At 57.3% G+C, this 22,408-nt stretch carries 18 protein-coding genes; 16 read left to right on the top strand and 2 right to left on the bottom strand.

Annotated features, from left to right (window positions below; translation table 11 throughout):
- Nucleotides 1–2 precede the first annotated feature (2 nt).
- The 14 genes from ACRZ95_RS16585 (at nt 3) to ACRZ95_RS16520 (ending at nt 17,083) form a co-directional block, all read left to right on the top strand.
- The gene (locus ACRZ95_RS16585) at nt 3–419 is read left to right on the top strand and encodes a RidA family protein (RefSeq protein WP_170473868.1); all 417 of its coding nucleotides are present in this window, start codon (nt 3–5) and stop codon (nt 417–419) included.
- Nucleotides 420–423: 4 nt separating this feature from the next.
- A complete protein-coding gene (locus ACRZ95_RS16580; protein WP_170473865.1) occupies nt 424–1,098 on the top strand; it encodes a DUF1028 domain-containing protein in 675 nt (224 codons plus the stop codon).
- Nucleotides 1,099–1,122: 24 nt separating this feature from the next.
- On the top strand, nt 1,123–2,232 hold the full coding sequence (locus ACRZ95_RS16575; protein ID WP_170680102.1) for a Rieske 2Fe-2S domain-containing protein: 1,110 nt from the start codon (nt 1,123–1,125) through the stop codon (nt 2,230–2,232).
- Between the two features lie 54 nt (nt 2,233–2,286).
- The gene (locus tag ACRZ95_RS16570) at nt 2,287–3,222 is read left to right on the top strand and encodes a LysR family transcriptional regulator (protein ID WP_170680104.1); all 936 of its coding nucleotides are present in this window, start codon (nt 2,287–2,289) and stop codon (nt 3,220–3,222) included.
- Nucleotides 3,219–4,364, top strand: a complete 1,146-nt coding sequence (argE, locus tag ACRZ95_RS16565) for an acetylornithine deacetylase (RefSeq protein ID WP_170680105.1) — start codon at nt 3,219–3,221, stop codon at nt 4,362–4,364. The genes ACRZ95_RS16570 and argE overlap by 4 nt, the downstream gene beginning before the upstream one ends.
- Before the next feature lie 632 nt (nt 4,365–4,996).
- On the top strand, nt 4,997–7,420 hold the full coding sequence (locus ACRZ95_RS16560; protein WP_170680107.1) for a DUF3141 domain-containing protein: 2,424 nt from the start codon (nt 4,997–4,999) through the stop codon (nt 7,418–7,420).
- A 153-nt stretch (nt 7,421–7,573) separates the two neighbouring features.
- Nucleotides 7,574–8,935, top strand: a complete 1,362-nt coding sequence (locus ACRZ95_RS16555; RefSeq protein WP_170680109.1) for a V-type ATP synthase subunit B — start codon at nt 7,574–7,576, stop codon at nt 8,933–8,935.
- Complete coding sequence (locus tag ACRZ95_RS16550; protein ID WP_170641219.1) at nt 8,913–9,518, top strand: V-type ATP synthase subunit D; 606 nt, start codon at nt 8,913–8,915, stop codon at nt 9,516–9,518. Before ACRZ95_RS16555 ends, ACRZ95_RS16550 begins: the two co-directional genes overlap by 23 nt.
- Nucleotides 9,515–11,311, top strand: coding sequence for a V-type ATP synthase subunit I domain-containing protein (locus ACRZ95_RS16545; RefSeq protein WP_170680111.1), 1,797 nt, complete (start codon nt 9,515–9,517; stop codon nt 11,309–11,311). The genes ACRZ95_RS16550 and ACRZ95_RS16545 overlap by 4 nt, the downstream gene beginning before the upstream one ends.
- On the top strand, nt 11,308–11,751 hold the full coding sequence (locus tag ACRZ95_RS16540) for an ATP synthase subunit C (RefSeq protein WP_170324458.1): 444 nt from the start codon (nt 11,308–11,310) through the stop codon (nt 11,749–11,751). Before ACRZ95_RS16545 ends, ACRZ95_RS16540 begins: the two co-directional genes overlap by 4 nt.
- Nucleotides 11,751–12,428, top strand: coding sequence for a hypothetical protein (locus ACRZ95_RS16535; protein WP_170680113.1), 678 nt, complete (start codon nt 11,751–11,753; stop codon nt 12,426–12,428). Before ACRZ95_RS16540 ends, ACRZ95_RS16535 begins: the two co-directional genes overlap by 1 nt.
- A 1-nt stretch (nt 12,429) precedes the next feature.
- Nucleotides 12,430–13,122, top strand: coding sequence for a hypothetical protein (locus ACRZ95_RS16530; protein ID WP_170680115.1), 693 nt, complete (start codon nt 12,430–12,432; stop codon nt 13,120–13,122).
- Nucleotides 13,119–14,960 carry a V-type ATP synthase subunit A gene (locus ACRZ95_RS16525; protein WP_170680117.1) on the top strand — a complete coding sequence of 614 codons (1,842 nt, stop codon included), beginning with the start codon at nt 13,119–13,121 and terminating at the stop codon, nt 14,958–14,960. The genes ACRZ95_RS16530 and ACRZ95_RS16525 overlap by 4 nt, the downstream gene beginning before the upstream one ends.
- 380 nt (nt 14,961–15,340) lie before the next feature.
- Nucleotides 15,341–17,083, top strand: coding sequence for a sugar phosphorylase (locus ACRZ95_RS16520; protein WP_170680119.1), 1,743 nt, complete (start codon nt 15,341–15,343; stop codon nt 17,081–17,083).
- Here the strand turns inward: ACRZ95_RS16520 and ACRZ95_RS16515 are convergent.
- Both ACRZ95_RS16515 and ACRZ95_RS16510 read right to left on the bottom strand, forming a co-directional pair.
- Complete coding sequence (locus tag ACRZ95_RS16515; RefSeq protein WP_170680121.1) at nt 17,061–18,296, bottom strand: glycosyltransferase family protein; 1,236 nt, start codon at nt 18,294–18,296, stop codon at nt 17,061–17,063. The two genes, ACRZ95_RS16520 and ACRZ95_RS16515, sit on opposite strands and share 23 nt — an antisense overlap.
- An 18-nt stretch (nt 18,297–18,314) precedes the next feature.
- Complete coding sequence (locus ACRZ95_RS16510) at nt 18,315–19,091, bottom strand: HAD hydrolase family protein (RefSeq protein WP_170680122.1); 777 nt, start codon at nt 19,089–19,091, stop codon at nt 18,315–18,317.
- Between the two features lie 263 nt (nt 19,092–19,354).
- Here ACRZ95_RS16510 and ACRZ95_RS16505 point away from each other — a divergent pair, with 263 nt between their 5' ends.
- Together ACRZ95_RS16505 and ACRZ95_RS16500 are read left to right on the top strand one after the other, a co-directional pair.
- Complete coding sequence (locus tag ACRZ95_RS16505) at nt 19,355–20,254, top strand: LysR substrate-binding domain-containing protein (protein ID WP_170680124.1); 900 nt, start codon at nt 19,355–19,357, stop codon at nt 20,252–20,254.
- A 93-nt stretch (nt 20,255–20,347) separates the two neighbouring features.
- Nucleotides 20,348–22,399: an ABC transporter substrate-binding protein gene (locus ACRZ95_RS16500; protein ID WP_170680126.1), complete on the top strand. Its 2,052-nt coding sequence runs from the start codon at nt 20,348–20,350 to the stop codon at nt 22,397–22,399.
- Nucleotides 22,400–22,408: the final 9 nt, after the last annotated feature.

Genomic DNA, 22,408 nt, shown 5'->3' with positions numbered 1-22,408 from the left:
ATATGGCTCACACCCGCATCCGCCCCTTCAATACCGGCGATACCTACCCTGAACAATCGCTCGACAATGACCTGTGCCAAGCCGTTGTCACCCGCGGCGGGAGTACTGTCTGGATGCGCGGGCAGTGCCCGCAGAACCTGGACGATGCCAAGAACATCGATAGCCACGACCCGGCAGAGCAGACCCACAAGGTGATGCAGAACATCAAACAATTGATCGAAGAAGCAGGCGGCGAAATGGAGCATCTCGTCAAGGTGGTCGTCTATATCACCGATGTCCGCCACCGTGAGGCTGTGTATCGGACCATGGGCGAATACATCAAAGGCGTGCATCCTGTTTCGACCGGGCTTGTGGTGCAGGCTCTGGCACGGCCCGAATGGCTGGTGGAGATTGACGCCACCGCCGTGATCCCGGACTAGCCCCGTGACTTTCTCTCTTGTGGCCCGCTGCGCGCAGACCGGCATGTTTGGCGTGGCGATCTCGTCTTCTTCTCCGGCAGTTGCAGCCCGTTGCGCCTATGCGCGTACAGGCGTTGGTGCGGTGGCAAGCCAGAATGTCACCGATCCGAGCCTTGGTCCAAAGACGCTCGATCTGATGGAACAGGGCGCCTCGGCTGAGGCGGCGGTGCGCCAAATCACTGGTGAGGCCGCGCACATCGCGTACAGGCAACTTCTGGCGATTGACCGGAACGGAACCACAGCCATCCACTCAGGCCAAAACGTGCTGGGCAACTGGAACGAGGCGCAGGGCAGGGATGTTGCATCGGGGGGCAATCTTCTGGCCCATGACGGTGTACCCGCTGCCATCGTGTCCGCATTCGAAGATGCGACAGGTCACTTGGGTGACCGGCTGATTGCTGCACTGCGCGCTGGGCTTGTTGCCGGGGGCGAGGCCGGGCCCGTGCATTCCGCGGGTCTGATGTTGGTCGACAAAGTCAGCTGGCCCGTGGCCGACCTGCGCTGCGACTGGACCGAGGATTGCCCCATTGAAGCGGTTGCAACCGCCTGGGACGTCTACAAACCACAACTGGACGATTACGTGCGCCGCGCACTCGATCCCTCCGCCGCGCCCTCCTATGGCGTGCCAGGGGACGCGTAAGACATAACAACAAGGGAGGCCGGGATGACCCATTTGCGAACGAAACTTCAAGACTTGGCCGCCTTGCCCGCGGATCGCCCGATGGGCATGCCCGGCGCGTTCTATACCTCGCAGGAGCAATTCGACCACGAGGCGCAGACTGTGCTGCGCAGCGGGTGGCACTGCTTGGGTCGGGTTGATGAAATCCCTGAACCCGGTGATTTCTTCACTGTCCAGCTTCTGAATGAACCCTTGCTTGTCGTGCGCGGCGATGAAGGTGAAATCCGTGCCCTTGCGAATGTGTGTAGGCATCGCGGAATGCCACTGGCAGAAGGAAGCGGCAATACAAAACGGTTTGTTTGCTCGTATCACGCTTGGGCCTATGGGCGCGACGGTGCCTTGCTGCGTGCGCCGCGAATGGAGAACGCGGGCTTTGATCCCAAATCCTGCAGGCTGCCGGAACACCAGGTGCAGCTTTGGAACGGGTTCATTTACGTGAACCTGGCACCGAACGCCCCGCCGTTTGAACACCCCGAGCTTGATGCCATGCTAGCGCCCTATGAGACCGAGGATTTCCGCCTTGTGCATGTGGCTGAAGAGAACTGGCAGACCAACTGGAAATGCCTGGTTGAGAACTTCATGGAAGGCTACCACCTGAGTGTGGTCCATCCGCAAACCCTGCACGGCTACACCCCGTCAGGGCTGTCGCGCAAGCTGGTCAGCGGGGATGGATACACCTCCTACGCTGCCAATTACCCGGACAATATCACGCCGCGCGGAGACGGCGCGGCGGGCCTGAGCGAGGCAGAACGAAAACGGTCGTCCCTCTTTGCCAAGTTTCCCACGCAGGTGGCCAGCCAAGCCGCCAGCCTGCTCGTATCGCTGTCTATTTTCCCGATCAACGCGAACCTGATCCGCGTCAAATGGACGATGTCCGTCTATCGCGATAACCTCGATCACGACACGATCCAGGGGCGAATCGCGCTCTGGGAAGAGGTCAACCGCGAGGATCGCGAAAAGCTTGAGCGCATGCAGGTCGCGCTGCATTCTGCCCACGCGATCGAAGGGCCGCTGGCAGGGGATGACTATGAAGGCACGATCCGCGATTTCCAAACATGGCTGGCCCAACAGGATAGTGCCCCTGATCTGGCCTGAGACTATGCGAGCCGCTAAGACCTCTGACAACATCTCTAAAATAGGAGCGTCTGCGTGCCGCGTCTGACCCTCCGGCAGTTGGAGTACCTTGTTACGGTTGGCGAAACAGGCAGTATAGCGCGGGCTGCAGACCGGTTGAACGTCTCGTCGCCGTCGATCTCATCTGCCATCACCCAGCTTGAAGAAGAGTTGGCGATTTCGCTGTTTGTGCGGCAACACGCGCAGGGCCTGTCACTGACACAAGGTGGGCAAAGGGTGTTTGAAAAAGCCCGCCAGGTCCTGAACGACGCGAGAGAGATCGCAAACATTGCCGCCGATATTTCAGGTACGGCGCGCGGCCCTCTCGCAGTGGGCTGCCTCCTGACCTTTGCGCAACTTGTTTTACCGCGGTTGCGGCGCGGGTTTGAAACCGGATTTCCCGATGTCAGGATCGCCCAGAAAGAACTGAACCAGGCCGAGATTTTCAACGCGTTGCAACGGTCCGAGATCGACATTGCGCTGACCTATGACATGGATATTCCAACCGATCTGAATTTCATAGGGCTGGTGCGCCTGAACCCTTTTGCATTGCTGCATGCCGGGCATGAATTGGCGACACGGACATCCGTATCCATTGATGATCTGGCGGACCTGCCAATGATCCTTCTCGATTTGCCGATCAGTACCGACTACTTCCTGTCGCTCTTTACGGCATCCTCGCGCCAGCCTCGCATTGTGGAGCTGACGCGAGACATGGCTGTGATGCGTTCGATGGTCGGGAACGCCTTTGGCTATTCCATCGCCAATGTGCGCCCGCAAAGCAATACATCACCGGACGGCAACCCGCTGGTTTGTGTGCCGATCACCGGGCCGGTTCGGTCCTTGAGAATGGGCCTTTTGACCACCCACGGTGCGGAAAAATCGCGCACCGTTTCTGCGTTCATAGACTATGCGCAAGCTCAGGCCCGTGCGGGCGCCTTTCGCGCCATCGGAGGAGAAGCGCTTTCATGAGTGTCTCGCTAAAGGTTCTGGAGCGTCTGGTTGCCTTTGAATCCGTCAGTGCCCGATCCAACCTCGATATGATCGCCTATATCGAAGACTTTCTGCGCAATCGCGGCTTTCGGGTGCAGCGCATCACAGATCCTGACGAACCTAAGGCAGGGCTTTTTGCAGAAATCGGGCCATCTGTTGAAGGTGGGCTGTTACTCTCTGCGCATTCCGACGTGGTGCCGGTTGAGGGGCAGGATTGGAGCGTAAGCCCCTTCAAACTTACCCGACAGGAAGGCCGATTGTACGGGCGTGGAACGACCGATATGAAAGGCTTTCTGGCTGAGATGCTGGCCCTTGCCGATGCCATGCACGGTCGGGAACTGAAAACGCCTTTAAAGCTCTTGGTGTCATACGACGAAGAGATCGGCTGCGTCGGGATTTCACGTATGAAAAAGCAGCTACCGGCGCTCTTGGGACGCCCCAAACTGGCCATTGTGGGCGAGCCGACCGAGATGCAGGTCGCCATTGGTCACAAAGGCAAGCGTGCCTACCGCGCCGACATAAGAGGAGAGGCCGGACATTCCGCACTGGCCCCGCAATTTGTAAACGCACTCCACGTTGCTGTCGATTTCGTCGCAGAGTTGCGCCAGATGCAGCAGAAGGCCCAACAAACTGGGATCCGCAACGACGCCTACGATGTTCCCTATACGACCTTCCATGTTGGCCAGCTGTCCGGCGGCACAGCGCTCAACCTTGTACCCGACAAGGCGACGCTTGTGTTTGAGTTCCGGCATCTGGCGGAAGATGACCCCGACGAGATCGAAGCCGAGCTTCAGCAGGCAGCAGACGCGGTTTTGGCCAAGTTTCCAACGGCTGCCCAAATCTCGCTTCGGGCGTTGGCGGGATACCCCGGGCTGTCGGTCGCCAGCTCTGAACCGGTGGTCTCACTGGTAAAATCCTCTGGCGGCGGTGACACAAGCCACGTTGAATTCGGAACTGAGGCTGGCGTTCTGTCAGACCTCGGCATCGCGACAGTGGTGTGTGGCCCAGGGTCTATGGCGGAACAAGGCCACAAGCCTGATGAGTTTGTTTCCGAGGAACAGTTGGTTGCTTGTTCTCTCATGCTCAGAAAAGTCGCGGATGAGGTGTTGATTGGCGTCTAGAGCAGATGTGTTTTTGATGAGGTCAGTCGCGAAGCTTCCGACAATTGACGCCCAAAACTGGTTCTGATGAATGCCGTCTGCTCTGAGAGGGGGCGATCCGGGATTGGCGTGCAGCCATCAACTTAACCCTTGTCCGTGCTCTTGGATCGGTCGCATATCTGTTTCCTACGACGCGAGTCGTCAGAGACTGTCGCGGAATAGGATGCGCCACGAGCTCGCTTCTGAACGACTTTGTCGCAGCGTTGGCGAGATAGTTTGACCATTCAATTGTTTCGAATCGATTGAGAAGTGGTATGCTGCACCGCAGAAATCGAGGCGCCACGATGTTCCGCCTGAACAGGTCAAAAGCTGTCGTCATCGGAGTGGCAAGCGATCGGTCGATCGCGTGGGGTAATGCACGCGCGCTGCAGTCGCAAAGCGAAGATGTCGCCCGGCCCTTTGAAAACCCGCGTACTCACCGGGACAGTCAATTTCGGTGCGCTGCAGTAAATCGTGCACCCACGTATTGCTTCGCGACCATTGAAGATGTCGGCCTGTGCAGCGTTTATTGCAAGCCGCGAGGCGTTCAATTTTATCAGGGGCATATACCCCATCGACGATGAAAACAGCATCGTCTGAGGAAGGATAGATCAATGGCTCGGAATTCACGCGCGAATGAAAAGGCATCGAACCTAGCAAATGGTGAAAACATAGCGGCCGTGAACAGCAATATGTCTGACGCGATTTCCAACGTGCTCGACCAATCTGGCGTTCAGTATGAAATTCTGTCTCGCGCCGCCACAATTCAGGCTCAGAAGATAACTGAACACCATTCGGATCGGGGGTTAAAACTGACAAACGAACTGCGAGGTCTTGCAGTTCAATTAACGCAGACGAAATCTGTTGGCTCGGCTTGGGCGGACTACGTCAAGGATGCTGGTCAGCGCGTCGCCTTGACGATGGACGCCTTGCGTGAGCGTGGCGATGTTTTCCTCGAACATGAAGCGGCCGGATGCCCGCCGGTGCTCGCCTATGACTACGAAGTGATCGTTGACGGGGCGGAGCTCGACCGGCCTTGCAACTATCAGCTATTGTGCATTGTCCCCCCGCAAGGGATCGACGTAGACGATCACAAACGCCCCTACATCATCATTGACCCGCGTGCCGGTCATGGGGGTGGTATTGGTGGTTTCAAGTCCGACAGCCAGGTCGGCGTGGCGCTGGCCAAGGGCCATCCGGTCTATTTTGTGAGCTTCGGCCGTGATCCGGTTAAAGGTCAGACATTAGCCGACGTCATGCATGCCGAGGCTGGATTTGTTCGAACAGTCAGCGCGCGTCACCCCAAAAGCCCGCAACCAGTTGTGACAGGAAACTGCCAGGGCGGTTGGGCGACATTGCTGATGGCGGCCTGCAACCCAGATCTGAACGGACCTTTGGTGCTCAACGGAGCGCCGGTTGCACCTTGGTCGGGTGAGGTTGGTGAAAACCCCATGCGCTACAACGGTGGTATGCTTGGTGGCACCTGGCAGCCGATGTTCTGGTCAGATTTGGGGAATGGCAAGTTCGACGGCGCCAATCTGGTGATGAATTTCGAGCAGCTAAACCCCAGCCGAAACTACTTTGGCAAATATTTCGATCTGTATCGCGATCCCGAAGCCGGCAGGCAGCGCTTCATTGATTTTGAGCGCTGGTGGGGTGGGTTTTTCATTCTGAACGAGGCCGAAATTCGATGGATTGTCGAACAGCTGTTCGTTGGAAACCGGCTGGTCAAGAATACCGCGCAACTGGAACCCGGAGTTCCCGTTGATCTCAAGGCGATCAAAGCGCCGATTTTTGTCTTTGCAAGCCATGGCGACAATATCACGCCGCCGCAACAGGCGTTGAACTGGATTGCCGAAACCTATGCGGACGAAGAAGAGATACGGGTACGCGGCCAGCGCATCATCTACATGCTTCATGATGAGGTGGGACATCTGGGCATCTTTGTTTCCTCCAAGGTCGCGCGCAAAGAGCACGCAGGCTTGGCGTCTACACTTGAGACGGTCGAGGCAATGGCGCCGGGTCTCTATGAGATGATCATTGATAACATTGAAGGGGATGGGGTCGATAAGTCGTTCGAAGTTCGTTTCGTCGAGCGTACGCTTTCCGATGTCGCAGCATTGGATGACGGTCGGCAGGATGAGACCAGCTTTGCCGCAGTGGCGCAAATGTCCGAAGTGCAAGCAGGAGCTTATGAAACCTTCGCTCGCCCGGCGGTGCAAGCCCTGTCGTCACCGGTGATGGCCCGGGCTTTGCGCGATGCAAATCCATTGCGTGCACAGCGCGCTGCGATGTCTTCGAATACAATTTTGGGGAAAGGAATCGAAACTCTGGCGCAGAATGCCAGAGCGCAGCGCGCTCCTGCCGATGCTGAAAATCCGTTTCTGAAATGGGAAAAACTCACCGGAGAATGGATTGAGCAGTCGATGGATTTTGGCCGTGATCTGCGCGACGCCTGGTATGAGGCGTCGTTCTACGCAATTTGGGGCGGGCCGTTTGCGTCTTGGTTCGGGCAAAGGAATGCAGCTCGCCGTACCCTGCCGGATCCGGCGACTTTGCGCGATCTGCCCGAGGTCAGCGCTGTGCTTGCTCATATGCGGCAAGGGGGTCTGCCCGAGGCGGTCATTCGTATGCTGGTTCTATTGGCTGACAGTCACAAAGGCTTTCGTGCCGAGATTTTACACCGTTGGGCGCATATCTTTCACCACGAAGCGCCGTTCAAGTGCCTTTCGGTCACCGACCGTCAACGTATTCTGCATGAGCAATCTCTGGTCGCCACTTTCGATCCGAAGGGTGCGGTCGAAACGTTGCCTTATCTATTGCCGGACAAAGCGCGGCGCACTGAAGCCGTCGATCTCGTCAAACACATCATAGGTGAAGTCCGAACGCCCTCTAAAGAACTGGAAGAGATGGCCAATCTGCTTGTGCGGGTTTTGGACTACAGTGGCGATGCTGGAACTGAGGCAAAGCCAGCGTCAGAGTCATCACCGGCACGACCCAGAAAGCGAAGAGTAAAGACAAAATCCAGTCTGAATTAAAACGATTTCATTGCTTTAGGCTGGAAACGTCTATTAACTTAGCGGCAACCAGATTTGCCAGATCAATATAAATCCCTCCGGCGCTGATGCTTTGGTGGGCAGCACGAAAGTGGAAAGAATTTAAACTCTTAAACATGCGACTTAGGGTAGGCGATGTCTCAGAGTCTTTTGAAGTATACACGTGTTTTGGAAATTGTCGGCGACACGATCAAGGTTCGTGTGCCGGTTGACGATGGTGGCGCACCGGCTGTTCGGTTCAATGATCTGGCGGTGATCGAAACGGTCGATGGGCATAAAACGCTGGCCCAGGCGATCTTTATCGACCGGGATGTGGTGACGCTGCAAGTGTTCTCGGGCACCAAGGGCATCTCGACCGAGGCGACAGCGACCTTCCTGGGTCACCCGATGCAGACGCCGTATTCCGCCAATATTCTGGGACGCGTTTTTGACGGAGCGGGAGAGCCGATAGACGGCGGCCCTGACCTGTCATCCGAACCGCGGATCGAGATAGGCGGGCCAACTGTGAACCCGGCCGAGCGGGCCGTGCCCAACAAGATGATCCGCACCGACGTGCCAATGATCGACGTGTTCAATACGTTGGTCGAAAGTCAGAAGATCCCGATCTTTTCGGTCTCGGGCGAACCGTTCAACGCCTTCCTCAGCCGCATCGGGATACAGGCGGACGCGGATATCGTGGTCTTCGGCGGGTTGGGGTTGATCTTCGATGACTACCACACGTTTCGGACTTCGTTTGAGGATGCAGGGGTGTTCTCGCGCACTGTGATGTTTGTCAATCAGGCCATGGACCCTCTGGTCGAACGCCTTCTGGTGCCAGACATGGTGCTGGCCGTGGCCGAGAAATTCGCGGTGGAAGAGGGTAAGCGCGTTCTCGTGCTTCTGACCGACATGACCGCCTATGCTGATGCGATGAAAGAGGTGGGCATCAGTCAGGAGCGCGTCCCTTCGCAGCGTGGCTATATGGGCGATCTCTATTCGCAACTGGCGCGACGCTACGAGAAAGCCTGTGATTATGCCAAGGGGGGTTCGGTGACTGTTTTGACCGTCACGACGATGCCCGGCAATGATGTGACCCATCCGGTGCCGGACAACACGGGCTACATCACTGAGGGGCAGTTCTACCTGCATTCGGGTGTGATTGACCCGTTCGGCAGCCTCTCGCGCCTGAAGCAGAACGTCATAGGCAAGACTACACGTGAGGATCACGGGCAGATCATGAACACGATGATCCGCTTCTATTCGGAAAGCCGGGATGCCGCGCAGAAGCAGGCGATGGCCTTTGATCTGTCGGACTACGATCACCAACTGCTGAAATTCGGCGCGCTGTTCCGCAAGCGGTTCATGGATATCAATGTCTCGATCCCGTTGGAGGACGCGCTGGATCTGGGTTGGAAAACACTGGCCGAGTGTTTTGCGCCTGAACAATTGCTGATGAAGCAAGCTCTGATCGACAAGTATTTCCCAAAGGACGGTGATGGCGCGGTTGCAGCTGAATAAGTCGTCGCTCGCCCGCGAGCAGACACAGCTGAAAAGCTATGAGCGGTTCCTGCCGTCGCTGGACCTGAAGCGCCAGCAGTTGATGGCCGAACGCGCCAAGGCACGAGAAGATGTAAAGCGTCTGGAAGACGAAGTGAGCGATCTGGCGCAACAGGTTGGCGCAAAGCTCCCCATGCTGGCGCAGAAGGGCATTGATCTTGATGGCTTGGTACAGCTGACAGACTACAAAGTCAAAGAGGTGAATGTCGTGGGCGTCAAGATGCCCGCCCTTGACCGGATTGAGGTTTCGGTTCGGCCGTACTCACGGCTGGCCAAGCCCCATTGGGTCGACGCCGCCGCGCAGTTGCTGCACGACATGATTGAGGCGCGTCTGCGGGTCAAAGTGGCGGAAGAGCGGGTGAAGATATTCGACAAGGCCGTCGCCACGATCACGCAGCGGGTCAATCTGTTCGAAAAGGTTCTGATCCCGCGCGCCAAGGCCAATATCAAGAAGATCCGCATCTATCTGAGTGATGAGCAGATGCAGGCCGTCGTGCGCTCGAAGATCTCCAAGCGCAAACATGCGCAGGAGGCCATGTCATGAGTGTTGCACGGCTTAAGAAGCTGTCTTTGGTGGGACGGGCGGCGCAGAAGATCGAAACGCTTGAGGCGCTGCAGGCTCTGGGCTGTATGCATGTTCTGCCCCTGGCGCCGCCGCCGGCTGAGCCGGAAAAGGTCAACGAACGGGGCGCGCATGAAGCATACAAGGCGCTGCGTTTCCTGACCGATGTCCCCGAGCCCCGCAGGCAAATACAACGCGATCCTGAGTTCCAGATGAATCAGTTCGTCAAAGACGTGCTGGACCTGATGCAGCGTACGCGTGACATGTCGGACCGGCGGGATTTTCTGGCCCATCGAATTGCTCAGGTGCAGCCTTGGGGGGATTTGGATTTCCCGCCCGACGATGTGCTAGCGGGCAACCGGTTGTGGTTCTACCAACTGCCCCTAAAGCATCGGGATGCGTTGGAAGGTCTGGCGCTGCCTTGGGCCATTCTCGAACAGGATCACCGCTTCATCTATGCCGTCCTGATTGCGCCAGACGAACCGGCCGACGATATCCTGCCGGTCCCGCGCACGCATACCGGGTCTTTGCCGATCCACGAGTTGGAAGCACAGCTGGAAGAGGCAGAGATCGCGATCGAAGCGCTTGAGGCGGAACGGGTTGCGCAGACCCGATATCTAACGCTGATGCGGCGCAACCTGTCCGTAGCTGAAAGTGCGGCGGAGTTGGCCCACGCGACCCAGAAGGTCCGTGACGAAGAGGCGATGTTCACCCTGCAGGGCTGGGTGCCAGAAGATCGGATTGATGCGGTTCTGGAGATGGCGGGGGCGAAAGACGCCGCCGTTCTGATCGAAGACCCGGGCGCCGATGACACCCCTCCCACATTGCTGGAGCAGCCGGAACAGCGCAGCGCTGCTGTGGACTTGGCGCTGTTTTACCAAGTGCCGGGCTACAAGGACTGGGACCCGAGCGTGATCGTCGCTGCGTCTTTCGCGTTCTTCTTTGCGATGATCGTGGCAGATGCTGGATACGGGGCCGTCATTCTGCTGGGCCTGTTATTGTTCTGGAAGCGTTTGGGCGGGACGGTCAGCCAACAATCCTGGAGGCGCTACGGCGTGATCGTCTCGGTGGCGACCATCCTGTATGGCGTTCTGGTTGGCAGCTATTTCGGGGTCGCACCGCCCGATGGGTCCCTTCTGGCAAAAGCAAAACTGTTGGATCTGAATAACTTCGGCGCGATGATGATGATCTCGATTGTTGTCGGTGTCTTGCACCTTGTGCTGGCCAACGCACTGGCCGCGCGCGCGGCATGGGGGCAGCGTAAAGCGGTTGCGAACCTGGGTTGGATCGCGGCGCTGATCGGCGGGTTCGTCCTGTGGCTCAGCTACATGAAAGGCCAATCAGCAACGCCGGGCGCGATGATATTGGGCGCGGGTCTTTTGGCGATCCTGCTGTTTACCAGCGAGAGGCAGATCAAAAAACCAATCGACTGGCTCTGGCGACTTATTGACGGTGTGCAGGGTCTTGCCGGGGCCATGGGCGCATTCGGAGATGTCCTTAGCTACATGCGTCTATTTGCACTCGGATTGGCCTCGGCCTCGCTTGCAATCACTTTCAACGATCTGGCCGTCTCGGTGATCCACGCGCTGAAAGGGCCGGGCATTTTGTTCGGCCTGCTAATCCTGATCATTGGCCACATACTGAACTTCGCCCTCGCCATGATGAGCGGCGTCGTCCACGGGTTACGTCTTAATTACATCGAATTCTTTAAATGGGGCCTACCGGACGAAGGCATTGTTTTTCGTCCGTTCGCCCGCAAGGAGGTTCAGGAATGAATGAGCTTGTTCTGACATTGGGTTGGCTGGGCATCTACGCCCCCATGGCGCTGGGCGCGGCGGCCAGTGCGATTGGCTGTTCGATTGCGGGCATGGCCAGTATTGGTGCGATGACCGAGACGGAGGGCGGCTATGGCCGGTTCGTCGGTGTCTCGGCCTTTCCGTCAACGATGGTGATCTACGGGATCGTCATCATGTTCACGCTCAACCGCGATGTGACGCCGGAAAACGCGGGTGGGCTGTTCGGGATCGGCATCCTGTCAGGCATCGCGCTCATGTATTGCGGAATCTGGCAGGGTCGGGCCTGTGCCGCCGCGATTAATGCGACCAAAGAAAAGCCTGAGATTTTCGGCCTGTCCTTGGCTCCGGCGGCTATTATCGAAGGCTTTGGCGTCTTCGCCTTCGTCTTCGCCCTCGTGATCAGTGCGGGGATCAGTTGATGGCACAGGATGGCATGATCTCGCACGGCGTTGACGCGCTGATCGACAAACTGCGCAGTGATGGGGTGGCCGCCGGGCAGGCGGATGCCGAGAAGCTGAGGGCGGATGCCAAGGCCGAAGCGACCAAGATTCTGGCGGACGCCAAGCGTGAGGCGGATGCCTACCAGAAAAAGGCTCGCAGCGACTCCGACAGCTATCGCGCGGCAGGCGAAGAAGCATTGAACACCGCCATGCGGGACGCGGTTCTGACCATGAAGGCGGGCTTGACGGATCGGTTTCGAGAGGACGTGGCGCGCCTCGTCACCAAGGAAATGGCAGACCCGGACCTGCTGAAACAGATGATCCTGGAGGTTGTCGGGCGCGCGGCTGAGGGCGCCAATCTCGAGGGCAAGGTTCAGGTCATCCTGCCCGCAAAGGTCGCCACGCAAGAGGATATCAAGCAAAACGCTGATGACATCCAGTCCGGTAAGCTGACGAAATACGTACTTGGCCTGACCGCCGAAATGCTGCGCGAACAGGTTGAATTGCATGCTGCGGACGATGCGCAGGATGGTATCCGTGTTCGGGCCGAGGATCAGGGCGTCGTTCTGGACTTAACCGACAAAGCCGTGGCCTCGTTGCTGATGCAGCATCTACAACCTCGCTTCCGCGCCGTGCTGGAAGGGGTGATCCGGTAACATGTCGGACCCCGACGCCTATATCGCTTTGATCAGCAGCCTGCCGGGCTCGGAACGGTTGTTTGTCGCCAAGCAGCCACCCTTGTCGCGCCTGCGCCTTGAGCGGCGTTTGACGGCGCTGACATCCGAGGACGCGCGCGTTTTGAAGGCGTTGGAGCATGCCCTGAATTGGAGCGGCTATGACATGGACGTGACGGATGCTCAGGCCATGAAGCGATGCAAAGAAGCACTGGAGGATACGCAGCAACCAACTCTGCGGAAGATCCTTGTGGAACGCATGGATCTGCGCACCGTCGTTGCCGCGCTTCGCCTGCGTAAGCAAGGCGGTGGTGCCCCGTCAGGGGTGTTCGGCATGGGCCGTTGGAGCCGGCACATCCCCGAGAATTGGGGCGACCCGCACTTCCGTCTTGAAGGTGCGATGCCGTGGATCAAGGACGCGAAACAGCTGTTGGAGGCCGAAGATCCACTGGGCCTGGAACGGTTGCTCTTGTCGGTCAGTCACAAGCAACTGAAACGACACGCATCTCGTCACTACTTCGATTTCGAAGCCGTGGCGATCTATGTGCTGAAATGGAACATTTTCGACCGCTGGGCGCAAAGCAACGCGCAGGACGCGGCCAAGAGATTTGAGCATCTGGCGCAACAGGCCATGGCCGATGTCGCCGATATCGATTTTGAGGGAGCATACGCATGACCGCCCCAACACCCGCCACTCAGACCGCCACAGCCCGCGTCGTTTCGGTGCAGGAGGGGCTTGTGCAAATCCAAGCCAACGCTGACGCCTCGGGCCAGCCCGGACAGCTGGTCAAGAACGAAGTCGTGTTCATCCTTCCAACGCGCCCCGGCCCAGGCGGTAGGCAAGAGCGTCTAAAGGCCGAAGTGTTGCGCGTGCGCGGTGATACAGCGGACGTGCAGGTCTATGAAAGCACCGACGGTGTCGCGGTCGGCGATCCGGTAGAACAATCGGGCCAGTTGCTGTCGGTCGAACTCGGGCCGGGCTTGCTGGGGCAGGTGTTTGATGGCTTGCAATCGCCGCTGCCCAAGGTGGCCAGCGAGTTTGGAACATTCCTGCCGCGCGGGGCAGACGTTGCCCCACTCGACGATCAGGCAAAATGGTCATTCACGCCGTCGGTCAAGGTTGGGGATACGGTCACAGCAGGCGACAGCATCGGAACGGTGCCCGAAGGCCACTTCAGCCACAAGATCATGTTGCCCTTCAATTGGACGGGCGACTACAGGGTCGTTTGGGTCCAGAAGGGCGCGGCCACGATCCACGACATCGTTGCCCGGCTGGAGGATGAGCAGGGTGGCGAACACACACTCACCCTTTCGCAGAAATGGCCAGTACGTCGCCCCTTACCAGAGAGCATCCTCAAGCGCGCCCTGTCCGAACGCCTCTATCCAACTGAGCCAGTTCTGACCTCGCAGCGATTGATTGATACGTTCTTCCCGATCGCCCGCGGCGGGACAGCCTGCATTCCCGGCCCGTTTGGGGCAGGTAAGACGGTGCTGCAAAACCTGATCGCGCGGAATGCCAAGGTAGATATCGTCATCGTCGTTGCCTGTGGTGAACGCGCCGGTGAGGTGGTCGAGACCATCCACGAATTCCCCAAGATGACCGACCCGACCACCGGCGGCAGCCTGATGGATCGCACGATCATCATCTGTAACACCTCCTCGATGCCGGTCGCCGCGCGCGAGGCCTCAATCTTCACCGGCATTACGTTGGGCGAGTACTACCGACAGATGGGCTACGACGTTCTGCTGATCGCCGACAGCACCAGCCGTTGGGCCCAAGCGATGCGCGAAACCTCTGGCAAGCTTGAAGAAATCCCAGGCGAAGAGGGGTTTCCGGCTTATCTGGAAAGCTCGATCAAGGGTTTGTACGAACGGGCTGGCGCGTTGAAAACCAATGATGACGATCTGGGCAGCTTGACCCTGATCGGGACTGTTTCACCTGCTGGAGGCAATTTTGATGAACCGGTCACGCAGTCCACTCTGTCTACCGTGAAATGTTTCCTCGGCCTGTCCTCGGAGCGGGCCTATAAGCGGTTCTATCCAGCCGTTGACCCGATGCTCAGCTGGTCGCGCTACACGGATCAGCTTTCCGACTGGTATGACAAGAACGCGGAACCCGGTTGGACGGGTAAGGTTAGGGACCTGCTGGCCTTGATCGAAAAAGGTGAGCAGGTCGACCAAATGATGCAGGTCACCGGCGAAGAGGGTGTCACCATCGAGGACTTTGTCACCCAACAAAAGGCGCTGTTTGTGGATATGGTCTACCTGCAGCAGGATGCTTTTGACCAGGTGGACGCAACCGTGCCGCTGGAGCGGCAAAAGATGACCTTCAAACTGGTCTACGATGTCACCCAGTCGAGTGCCGATTTCGCCGACAAAGCCGAAGTGCGGCAGGTGTTCACGCAACTCACCGGATTGATGAAAAACTTCCACTACGCGGCAGAGAACACGCCGGAATTCAAGTCAATCTGGCAACAGATCACCGATCTCTGTCATGAAAAATTCGGAGTCTGACGAGTTGCTGGCCATTGAGGACGGAAAGCCGACTGCTGAGGACAATGTACGTGAGTTTTCGGGCTAGCTAAAACATCGTTCCCAGCGCTGTTGCAAACTTTTGACAACCGAAAGTGTCTTGGCTAGCCGGAGCATGACTTTCGAGGTCATCGCGTTGAAAGCCCATCCATGATTCCGTCAAAAGCACTCAATATTCGAAGAATGCTATGCGCGAGGACCGTATCGTATGCGCGTTTTGTTTTCTTTGGCATCGACCAATTTACAGGCAGATGGATGGATAAACCTCGGCAAGGTGCGCAAATGGATTTTGACTTGTTTGACAGAGCTACTGCTCTGGCGAACAATTGGCATTTGACGAAGCCGAGCCAAGCACAACGACCATGAGCCAGAATTTCTCCCGGCGACTGACGGATTTTCTGATCCGTATCTACCCGGACCACGATCATTCAGAATTGTCCGAGCAGATTGTGCAAGCGTTCTGGCCGTCCGGCCACCACCAAAGAAAGCAGGGGCGAAAGCCCGGCAATGGTCTTTGGTCGGAGCGAGACAGTGTTCTGATCACTTACGGCAATTCCATCGAAGATCAAGTTCATAAACCGCTGGACCTGTTGCACGATTTTCTTGTGCGTCATCTGCAAGGGGTCGTGAATGGCGTGCATATCCTGCCTTTCTTTCCCTTCACATCCGATGATGGGTTTGCGGTTTCGGATTACTACAGCGTCAGCGCGCAATTGGGGGATTGGCCGGACATCACGCGCATCGCGGATGATTTCCACCTGATGTCGGATCTTGTGCTCAACCACATGTCTAGTCAGGGGCTATGGTTCAACAACTACCTGCAGGGAAAACCGCCGCATGATAGGTTCTTCTTCGAAGCCAAGCCCGAAGATGATCTGCGGCCGGTGGTACGGCCCAGAACCACGCCGCTTTTGCGTCAGGTGGAAACGAGCCGTGGCGACCGTCACGTCTGGTGTACTTTTAGCCACGATCAAATCGATCTAGACTTCCGCAATCCTGAGGTTCTGATCGAAATGCTGCGGATCATCCGACTGCATATCGACAAGGGCGTGCGCATCCTGCGGCTGGACGCCGTGGCCTTCATCTGGAAAGAAGTGGGCACGAACTCGATCCACCTTCCTCAGACGCATGCCATCGTGCAACTGCTTCGGCTTCTTTGCGATTTCACGACAGAGACTGTCGTACTGCTGACCGAAACCAATGTTCCGCGTACAGAAAACTTAAGCTATTTCGGCAATCGGAACGAGGCGCATGCGGTTTACAACTTTCCCCTTCCTCCCTTGATCCTGCACGCCATGCAGTCTGGCACGGCACGATACTTGCGTGAGTGGCAGGCGGCCATGCCCCCGGCGCAATTGGGGTGTGCTTATCTGAATTTCACCGCCAGCCATGATGGTATCGGGATGCGGCCCGCAGAAGGGCTGCTGCCACCCGAAGAAAAGACGCGGATGATCGACACCGTGCGAAGGCTGGGCGGGCTGGTTTCCATGCGCGCCTTACCGGATGGTCGCGAAGAACCTTATGAATTGAACTGCGCCTTCTTCGAGGCCATGCGCGCGACCTTTGACGGCGAAGACCAATTTCACTTGGCGCGTTTTATCTGTTCGCAGACCATCGTGATGTCGCTTGAGGGTATTCCCGCGTTTTACATCCATTCACTGTTGGCTACCCCCAACGACCATGAGGCGGTTGAACGTCGCAGGATGAACAGGGCGATCAATCGGCATCGCTGGCACTATCCGGACCTGTTGTCAAAACTAGCCGACCCCGGATCGGATCAATCCCGAGTGTTGTCGGAAATGTCGCGCCGGTTGCGCATTCGCGCGCAGCAGTCGGCGTTCCACCCGAATGCGACGCAGTTCACCCTGCGGCTTGACGAAAGGGTTTTCGGCATCTGGCGGCAGAGCCTGGATCGAAGCCAATCCATTTTCGCCCTTCACAACGTGTCTTCGGATCACGTTCAGATCAACCCGACAGAGGTGAACCTGATTGCCGAAGAAACGTGGATGGATGCGCTGACCGGCGAGGTTTTTGGCGCCAACATGTCCGAATTCTCGCTGGCGCCTTACCAGTGTCGCTGGATCACGAACGCCCCTGCGGTGTGAACTCTTCCAGATCCAGAGCGACCGCTTCGCTCAAGTGGTGCAGGAACTCGGCATCTGCGGCATGGACCCGGTTCCATGTCGGGATAAAGGGCGTTTCATGGGGGTTTTCCAAAAAGACCCGACCGGCGCGGATGATATTTTCGGCAAACAGCTCAATCGACTTTTCCTCAGTATGGCGATCAAGTGCCAAGCCGTTCATCTTTGCATCGGTATAGTACCCCTCGAGCAAATCCAGAGCCGAGCGATAATAGGTCGCCTTGAGCGTGCGGAACGTGTTGGCGGTGAACACGGTGCCGTCTGCGGCCAGTTTGCGGAAAATGGCCTTGCAAATGTCGGTCGACATCCGGCTCAGCCCTGTGTTTGCATCTTCGGGCGACAGCTTCTGATGCTTGTGATCGTAATTGTCGGCAATCTCGACCTGGCAGACGGATTTGGGCGCGAGGTTCCTCCAGGCCTCAGATAGAACGCCGATTTCAAGCCCCCAGTCGGACGGGATGCGCAGATCGGGCAAGGTTGGTGTGCGAATGGCAAACTCGCCTGACAGCGGATAGCGGAAGCTGCGCAGGTAGTCGATGTAGTCCCGATCTCCGATCACCTTTTTCAGCGCGATCAGCAGAGGGCTGACCAGCAGCCGCGTGACACGGCCGTTCAGGTTGCCATTGCCGATGCGCGGATAAAAACCTTTTGCCATCTGGAACGGGAAGGTCGGGTTGACCACAGGGTAGACCAGCCGATCCAGCATATCCCGTTTGTAGGTCACGATATCGCAGTCATGGATCGCCATGACCGAGCTGTCGGCGCAGGCCAGCAGATAGCCGATACAGGACCAGACGTTTTTGCCCTTGCCGGGTTCCTGTGGTGCAAGGCCAAGGTCGCGCAGCCGGTCTTCCAGCTGCAACATCCGGGGGCTGCTATTCCAGATCACAACATGTTTCTGGGGCAAACGCTCAAAAAACGCTCTGGCGCTTTGGTATTGTTCTGCGTCGGCCTGATCTAGCCCGATGATAATGCGATGCAGGTAGCTGACCTTGGACAGCTCATCGATAATCCCCGTAAGGGCCGGACCTTCCAGTTCTGAGTAGAGACAGGGCAGGATCAGCGTCACCTTACGCGTTTCGGCAAAGACCGAGATTTCGTGCACCAGATGCTCGGCCGGGCGGCTTCGCAGGTTGTGAAGCGTGGTGATGTTTCCGTTTTGATGGAAGTCTGCCATTTGGGCTGCCTGTCTTGGTTAACTGTCTTTGTGATCGGCTGCGGTGAGGGTCAGAATGGCCTCGGCCCAGCCTTCGGGACCTTCACGTGAGGTTCTGAGGATCCGCTGTTCGGTTTCTGGCGCCTGGACCGGAATGGGTGTACCATGCCGGTTTGCGACAACGACGCCGGTTTCGGCGGAAAGGATCATTTCCAGATCGTTTGGTGCATCGCCGAGAGCGATGATTCTTTCGGGTTTCAACTGGCGGATCACGTCGGACATGGCATCCGCTTTGGTCTTTCCGAACGACAAAGTGAGAAATCGACCGCCTTGCCTGGCTTTTAGACCGTACCGCCCGGCTTCGGAGATAAACCCGTCAAGATCTTCTGGCGCGCCCTCCCACACGCCCGGTTCGCTGAAATGCCGATCCTGGGCTTTCTCTGCCTCGACGAGATCAAGGCCGGTCCTGTCGCTCACCTCCTGCACGCTCATATCTGCAAAACCGCGAAAGCCGGGTTGGAGGTGTTGCAGGATATTCAGAATGTTCAGATATTCAGAGGGTCCATCGGTTTCTGGGTGGCCCGGTGTCAGAATGCCAGCCCCATTTTCGACGATCGACGGCATGTTCGAAAAGCCTATGGCTTGGCGCAAGCCAATAATCTCGGCAGCGGTTTTACTGCTGGCTAGCACGAGCCCCGCGCCAATGTCCCTAAGCCGCTTTAGCGCGGGTTGTGCGGCGTCCCAGCTATAGTCTTGATGGTTCAGCAGAGTACCATCGAGATCGGAGAAAACCAGAAGTGGCAGGCGTTGGAGCATGGCTTCTGACTAGCATCCGAGATTGCGCGGCTACATCTCAAATCAGAAGAAGACGCGAGTTTTCTGTTTAAAAAAACAGCATACAGGCGAGAACGATTAAGAATTAGGCAATTTAGGCCGGTAAGTTCTGACTTAACCCGCTCCCATGCGCACTGGACGGGCGGTAAATGAAAACGGATAAAACTAAGAAAGCGTATCCGGGCATTGAACTTTGTGTCTGTTCCGGATCACCTGCACGACAGCGCGAGCGAAGGAAACCGACCATGCCCAGCAATGTAGAACCGAGCATCCGCCAGCTCAAAGCGCTTGAGGCGGTTGCCCGCACCGGCAGTTTCACGGCTGCGGCAGAAGAGTTGGGCGTCTCTCAACCCACGGTTTCCAACCTGATCGTCGCCTTGGAGCGGCAAACCGAGTGTCGCTTTTTGCGGCGGGGCAACAAAGGTATTGAAACCACCGAAATGTTCGAAACACTGCGTCCACAGATCAAGGCTCTGCTGGCGTTGAAGTCCGAGGTCGATCTGGCGATTGGCGCGCGGAAAGACCTGAAGTCGGGCAGCTTTTGGGTGGGCTATTCGACCTATCAAATCGCCATGCCTCCAATTGCCCGATTTATTCAGACCCATCCGCGTGTCACCCTGAATGCACGTGCCATGGCCAGCCTCGACCTGCTGCCCTTGCTGCGCACGGGTGATCTGGATGTCGCCTTTGTCACCGCACTCGAACCGCTGGAGACGATGCATTGCCAAAAGGTCGCCTCGTTCCGGATCGGCGTCGTCGCCCAAAGCGAAGGTGCATTGCGAGACGTCGAGACCCTTAGTTGGGCGGATGTCGGGAAACTGAGACTGATACAGCGGGAGCCGAATGCCGGTACGCGTCAGATCTTCGAACGCGCAGCCTCAGAAGCTGGTATCGCGCCGGATACCATTCTGGGCCTCGGCTCCTGGGGGTCGATCACCTCTCTGGTTCGGGCTGGCGTGGGCGAGGGGGTAGGCTTCGAATCGGAATTGGTGGCTTCCGACAAGGATCTGAAATTTATCCCGATTTACGATCAAAAGCTAAGCGCTCATCAGTTTTTGGTTTCGATGCCTGCGATGGCTGCGTCAGCCACCGTCCGGCAATTCTATGAAATTACTCAAGAAACTTTGGCGAGCGTTAACGAATAGGAGTAATATAGTTAAAAGCTATAAACGCTCACTCATTATTAAATTGTTACAATAGCCCCTTAACCGGGTCGTCGAACAAACCTGGAGGTTGTCATGACGATCCGTCATATCCTGATGTCCACTGCCGCGACGATGATTGCGGTTCCCGCGTTGGCAAATTGCCCTGTCGCCACCGTCGCTGATCCAATGGGGCTAGAGCCCGCGTTCCCGCAGCAGCTGGAACTGGCCGAGCTGCAATCGACCGCATCCTGCAACCTGGAATTCTCGGAAAATCCCGCGATTACCGAACTGAACAGCAAAATCCTTGGCAACGCCGACCTGGCCGCTGTTGCAGACCGCCTGCCGGCCGAGCCTCTGGTCGTGATGCCCTATGAGAGCATCGGCCAGTATGGCGGCGCGATCACCGGCATCTCGAAAGCGACGGAGTCGGGCACGTCGGACCTTCTATCCGTGCGTCATGTGAACTTTGTGCGCTATGCGGATGACTTGCAGACGGTTGTGCCCAACGTCGCCAAGGCTTGGGACTGGAACGAAGACAAAACCGTTCTGACGATCACGCTGCGTGAAGGCCACAAATGGTCTGACGGCGAACCCTTCAGCGCCGAAGACGTTGCCTTCTGGTACAATGATCTGCTGCTGAACACTGACATTCTGGAAAAAACCCCGGATCGCTGGCTGTTTGCAGGCGAGCCGATCAAGGTTGAGGCGGTCGACGACGTGACCGTCCGCATGACCTTCCCGGTGCCGACGCCGGGCATTCTGAACCGCTTTGCCGTCGACTATGGCCAGCCGTTCCAACCCAAGCATTTCCTGGGCCAGTTCATGCCCAAATACAACGAAAACGCCGATGCGCTGGCGCAGGAATACGGTTTCGCCAACGGGGCCGAGGCAGTTGATTTCTACTACGGCGGCTCAGATTGGAAAGACGTTCCATCTCCGCTGCTGAAAGACGCCGACAAAGCAGCCGCCATCGGCCGCGCAGTAGTGCCGACACTGGAAAGCCACATCGTTGTCGAAGAGACTTCGGAAGGCCGTAAACTGGTAGCGAACCCCTATTTCCACCAGGTCGACACTGCAGGCAATCAGCTGCCCTATATCAATGAAATCGTTGAGAGCTATGTCAGCGAAAAGGAAGTTCAGAACCTCAAGGTCATGAATGGAGAGGTTGTCTGGAAACAGCAGGCGATCTTCCTGGAAGACTTCCCGCTGCTGAAAGAGAACGAAGCCAAGGGCGGCTACACAATCCAGTTCGCGCCGACCCTGGGTGAAAACGTGTTCTTCTCGTTCAACCGCACCCATAACGACGAAGTGCTGCGCGAAATCTTCAACGATGTACGCTTCAACCGCGCCATGTCGTTGGCGATGAACCGTGATGAAATCAACGAGATCGTCTATCTGGGTCAGGGCACTCCGATGCAGGGTGTGCCGGCGGAGCCCAAGACCGTGTCGTTTATCTCGGATGACGTGCTGAACAAGGACATCGCCTATGATGTCGAAGGCGCCAAGGCCCTTCTGGCCGAAATGGGCCTGAGCGACAGCGACGGCGACGGCACGTTGGAGCGCGCGGACGGCAAGCCTCTGGTCATTCGCCTGGTCTATTCCTCGCAAGGTGTACCGGTGAAAATGATGGAGCTGGTGCGGGACTACTGGACCGCCGTGGGCGTGCGCGTTGACCTGAAAGAGGTTACCTCGGACGAATACCGCGCCTCGGGCAACAACAACGATCTGGACCTGACGACCTGGAAGTATGATGGCAATGCTGGCCCGACCATCTCGCAGGATACCACCGTTTTCGTGCCGCCCTTTGGTGACTTCTTCAACCCAGGCACCGGTGCCAAATGGGCCACATGGAAACAGACCGATGGTGCTGAAGGTGTTGAACCCCCGGCCGATATCCAGAAGCTGTGGGACCTGAGCGAGCGGTTCATCCAGGCTGAGTTCGGCTCGGACACCAGCAATGAAATCGGTGCGGAAATCGTCAAGATACACACTGACAACATGCTGAAGATCGGCACCGTCGGTGACATCGTTGCCCCCTTCCTGTGGCGCAACGATCTGCAGAACGTCAAACCCATCAAGTCGAAAACCTACGACTTCTACTGGACCTACCCCTACCGCCCCTCGCAGTGGTGGCTGGAACAGTAACCCCCATAC

It is taken from the genome of Ruegeria sp. AI3 (assembly GCF_056541245.1).
Note: the sequence above shows the minus strand (reverse complement) of the source record. Positions and strands in the feature narration are given on the sequence as shown.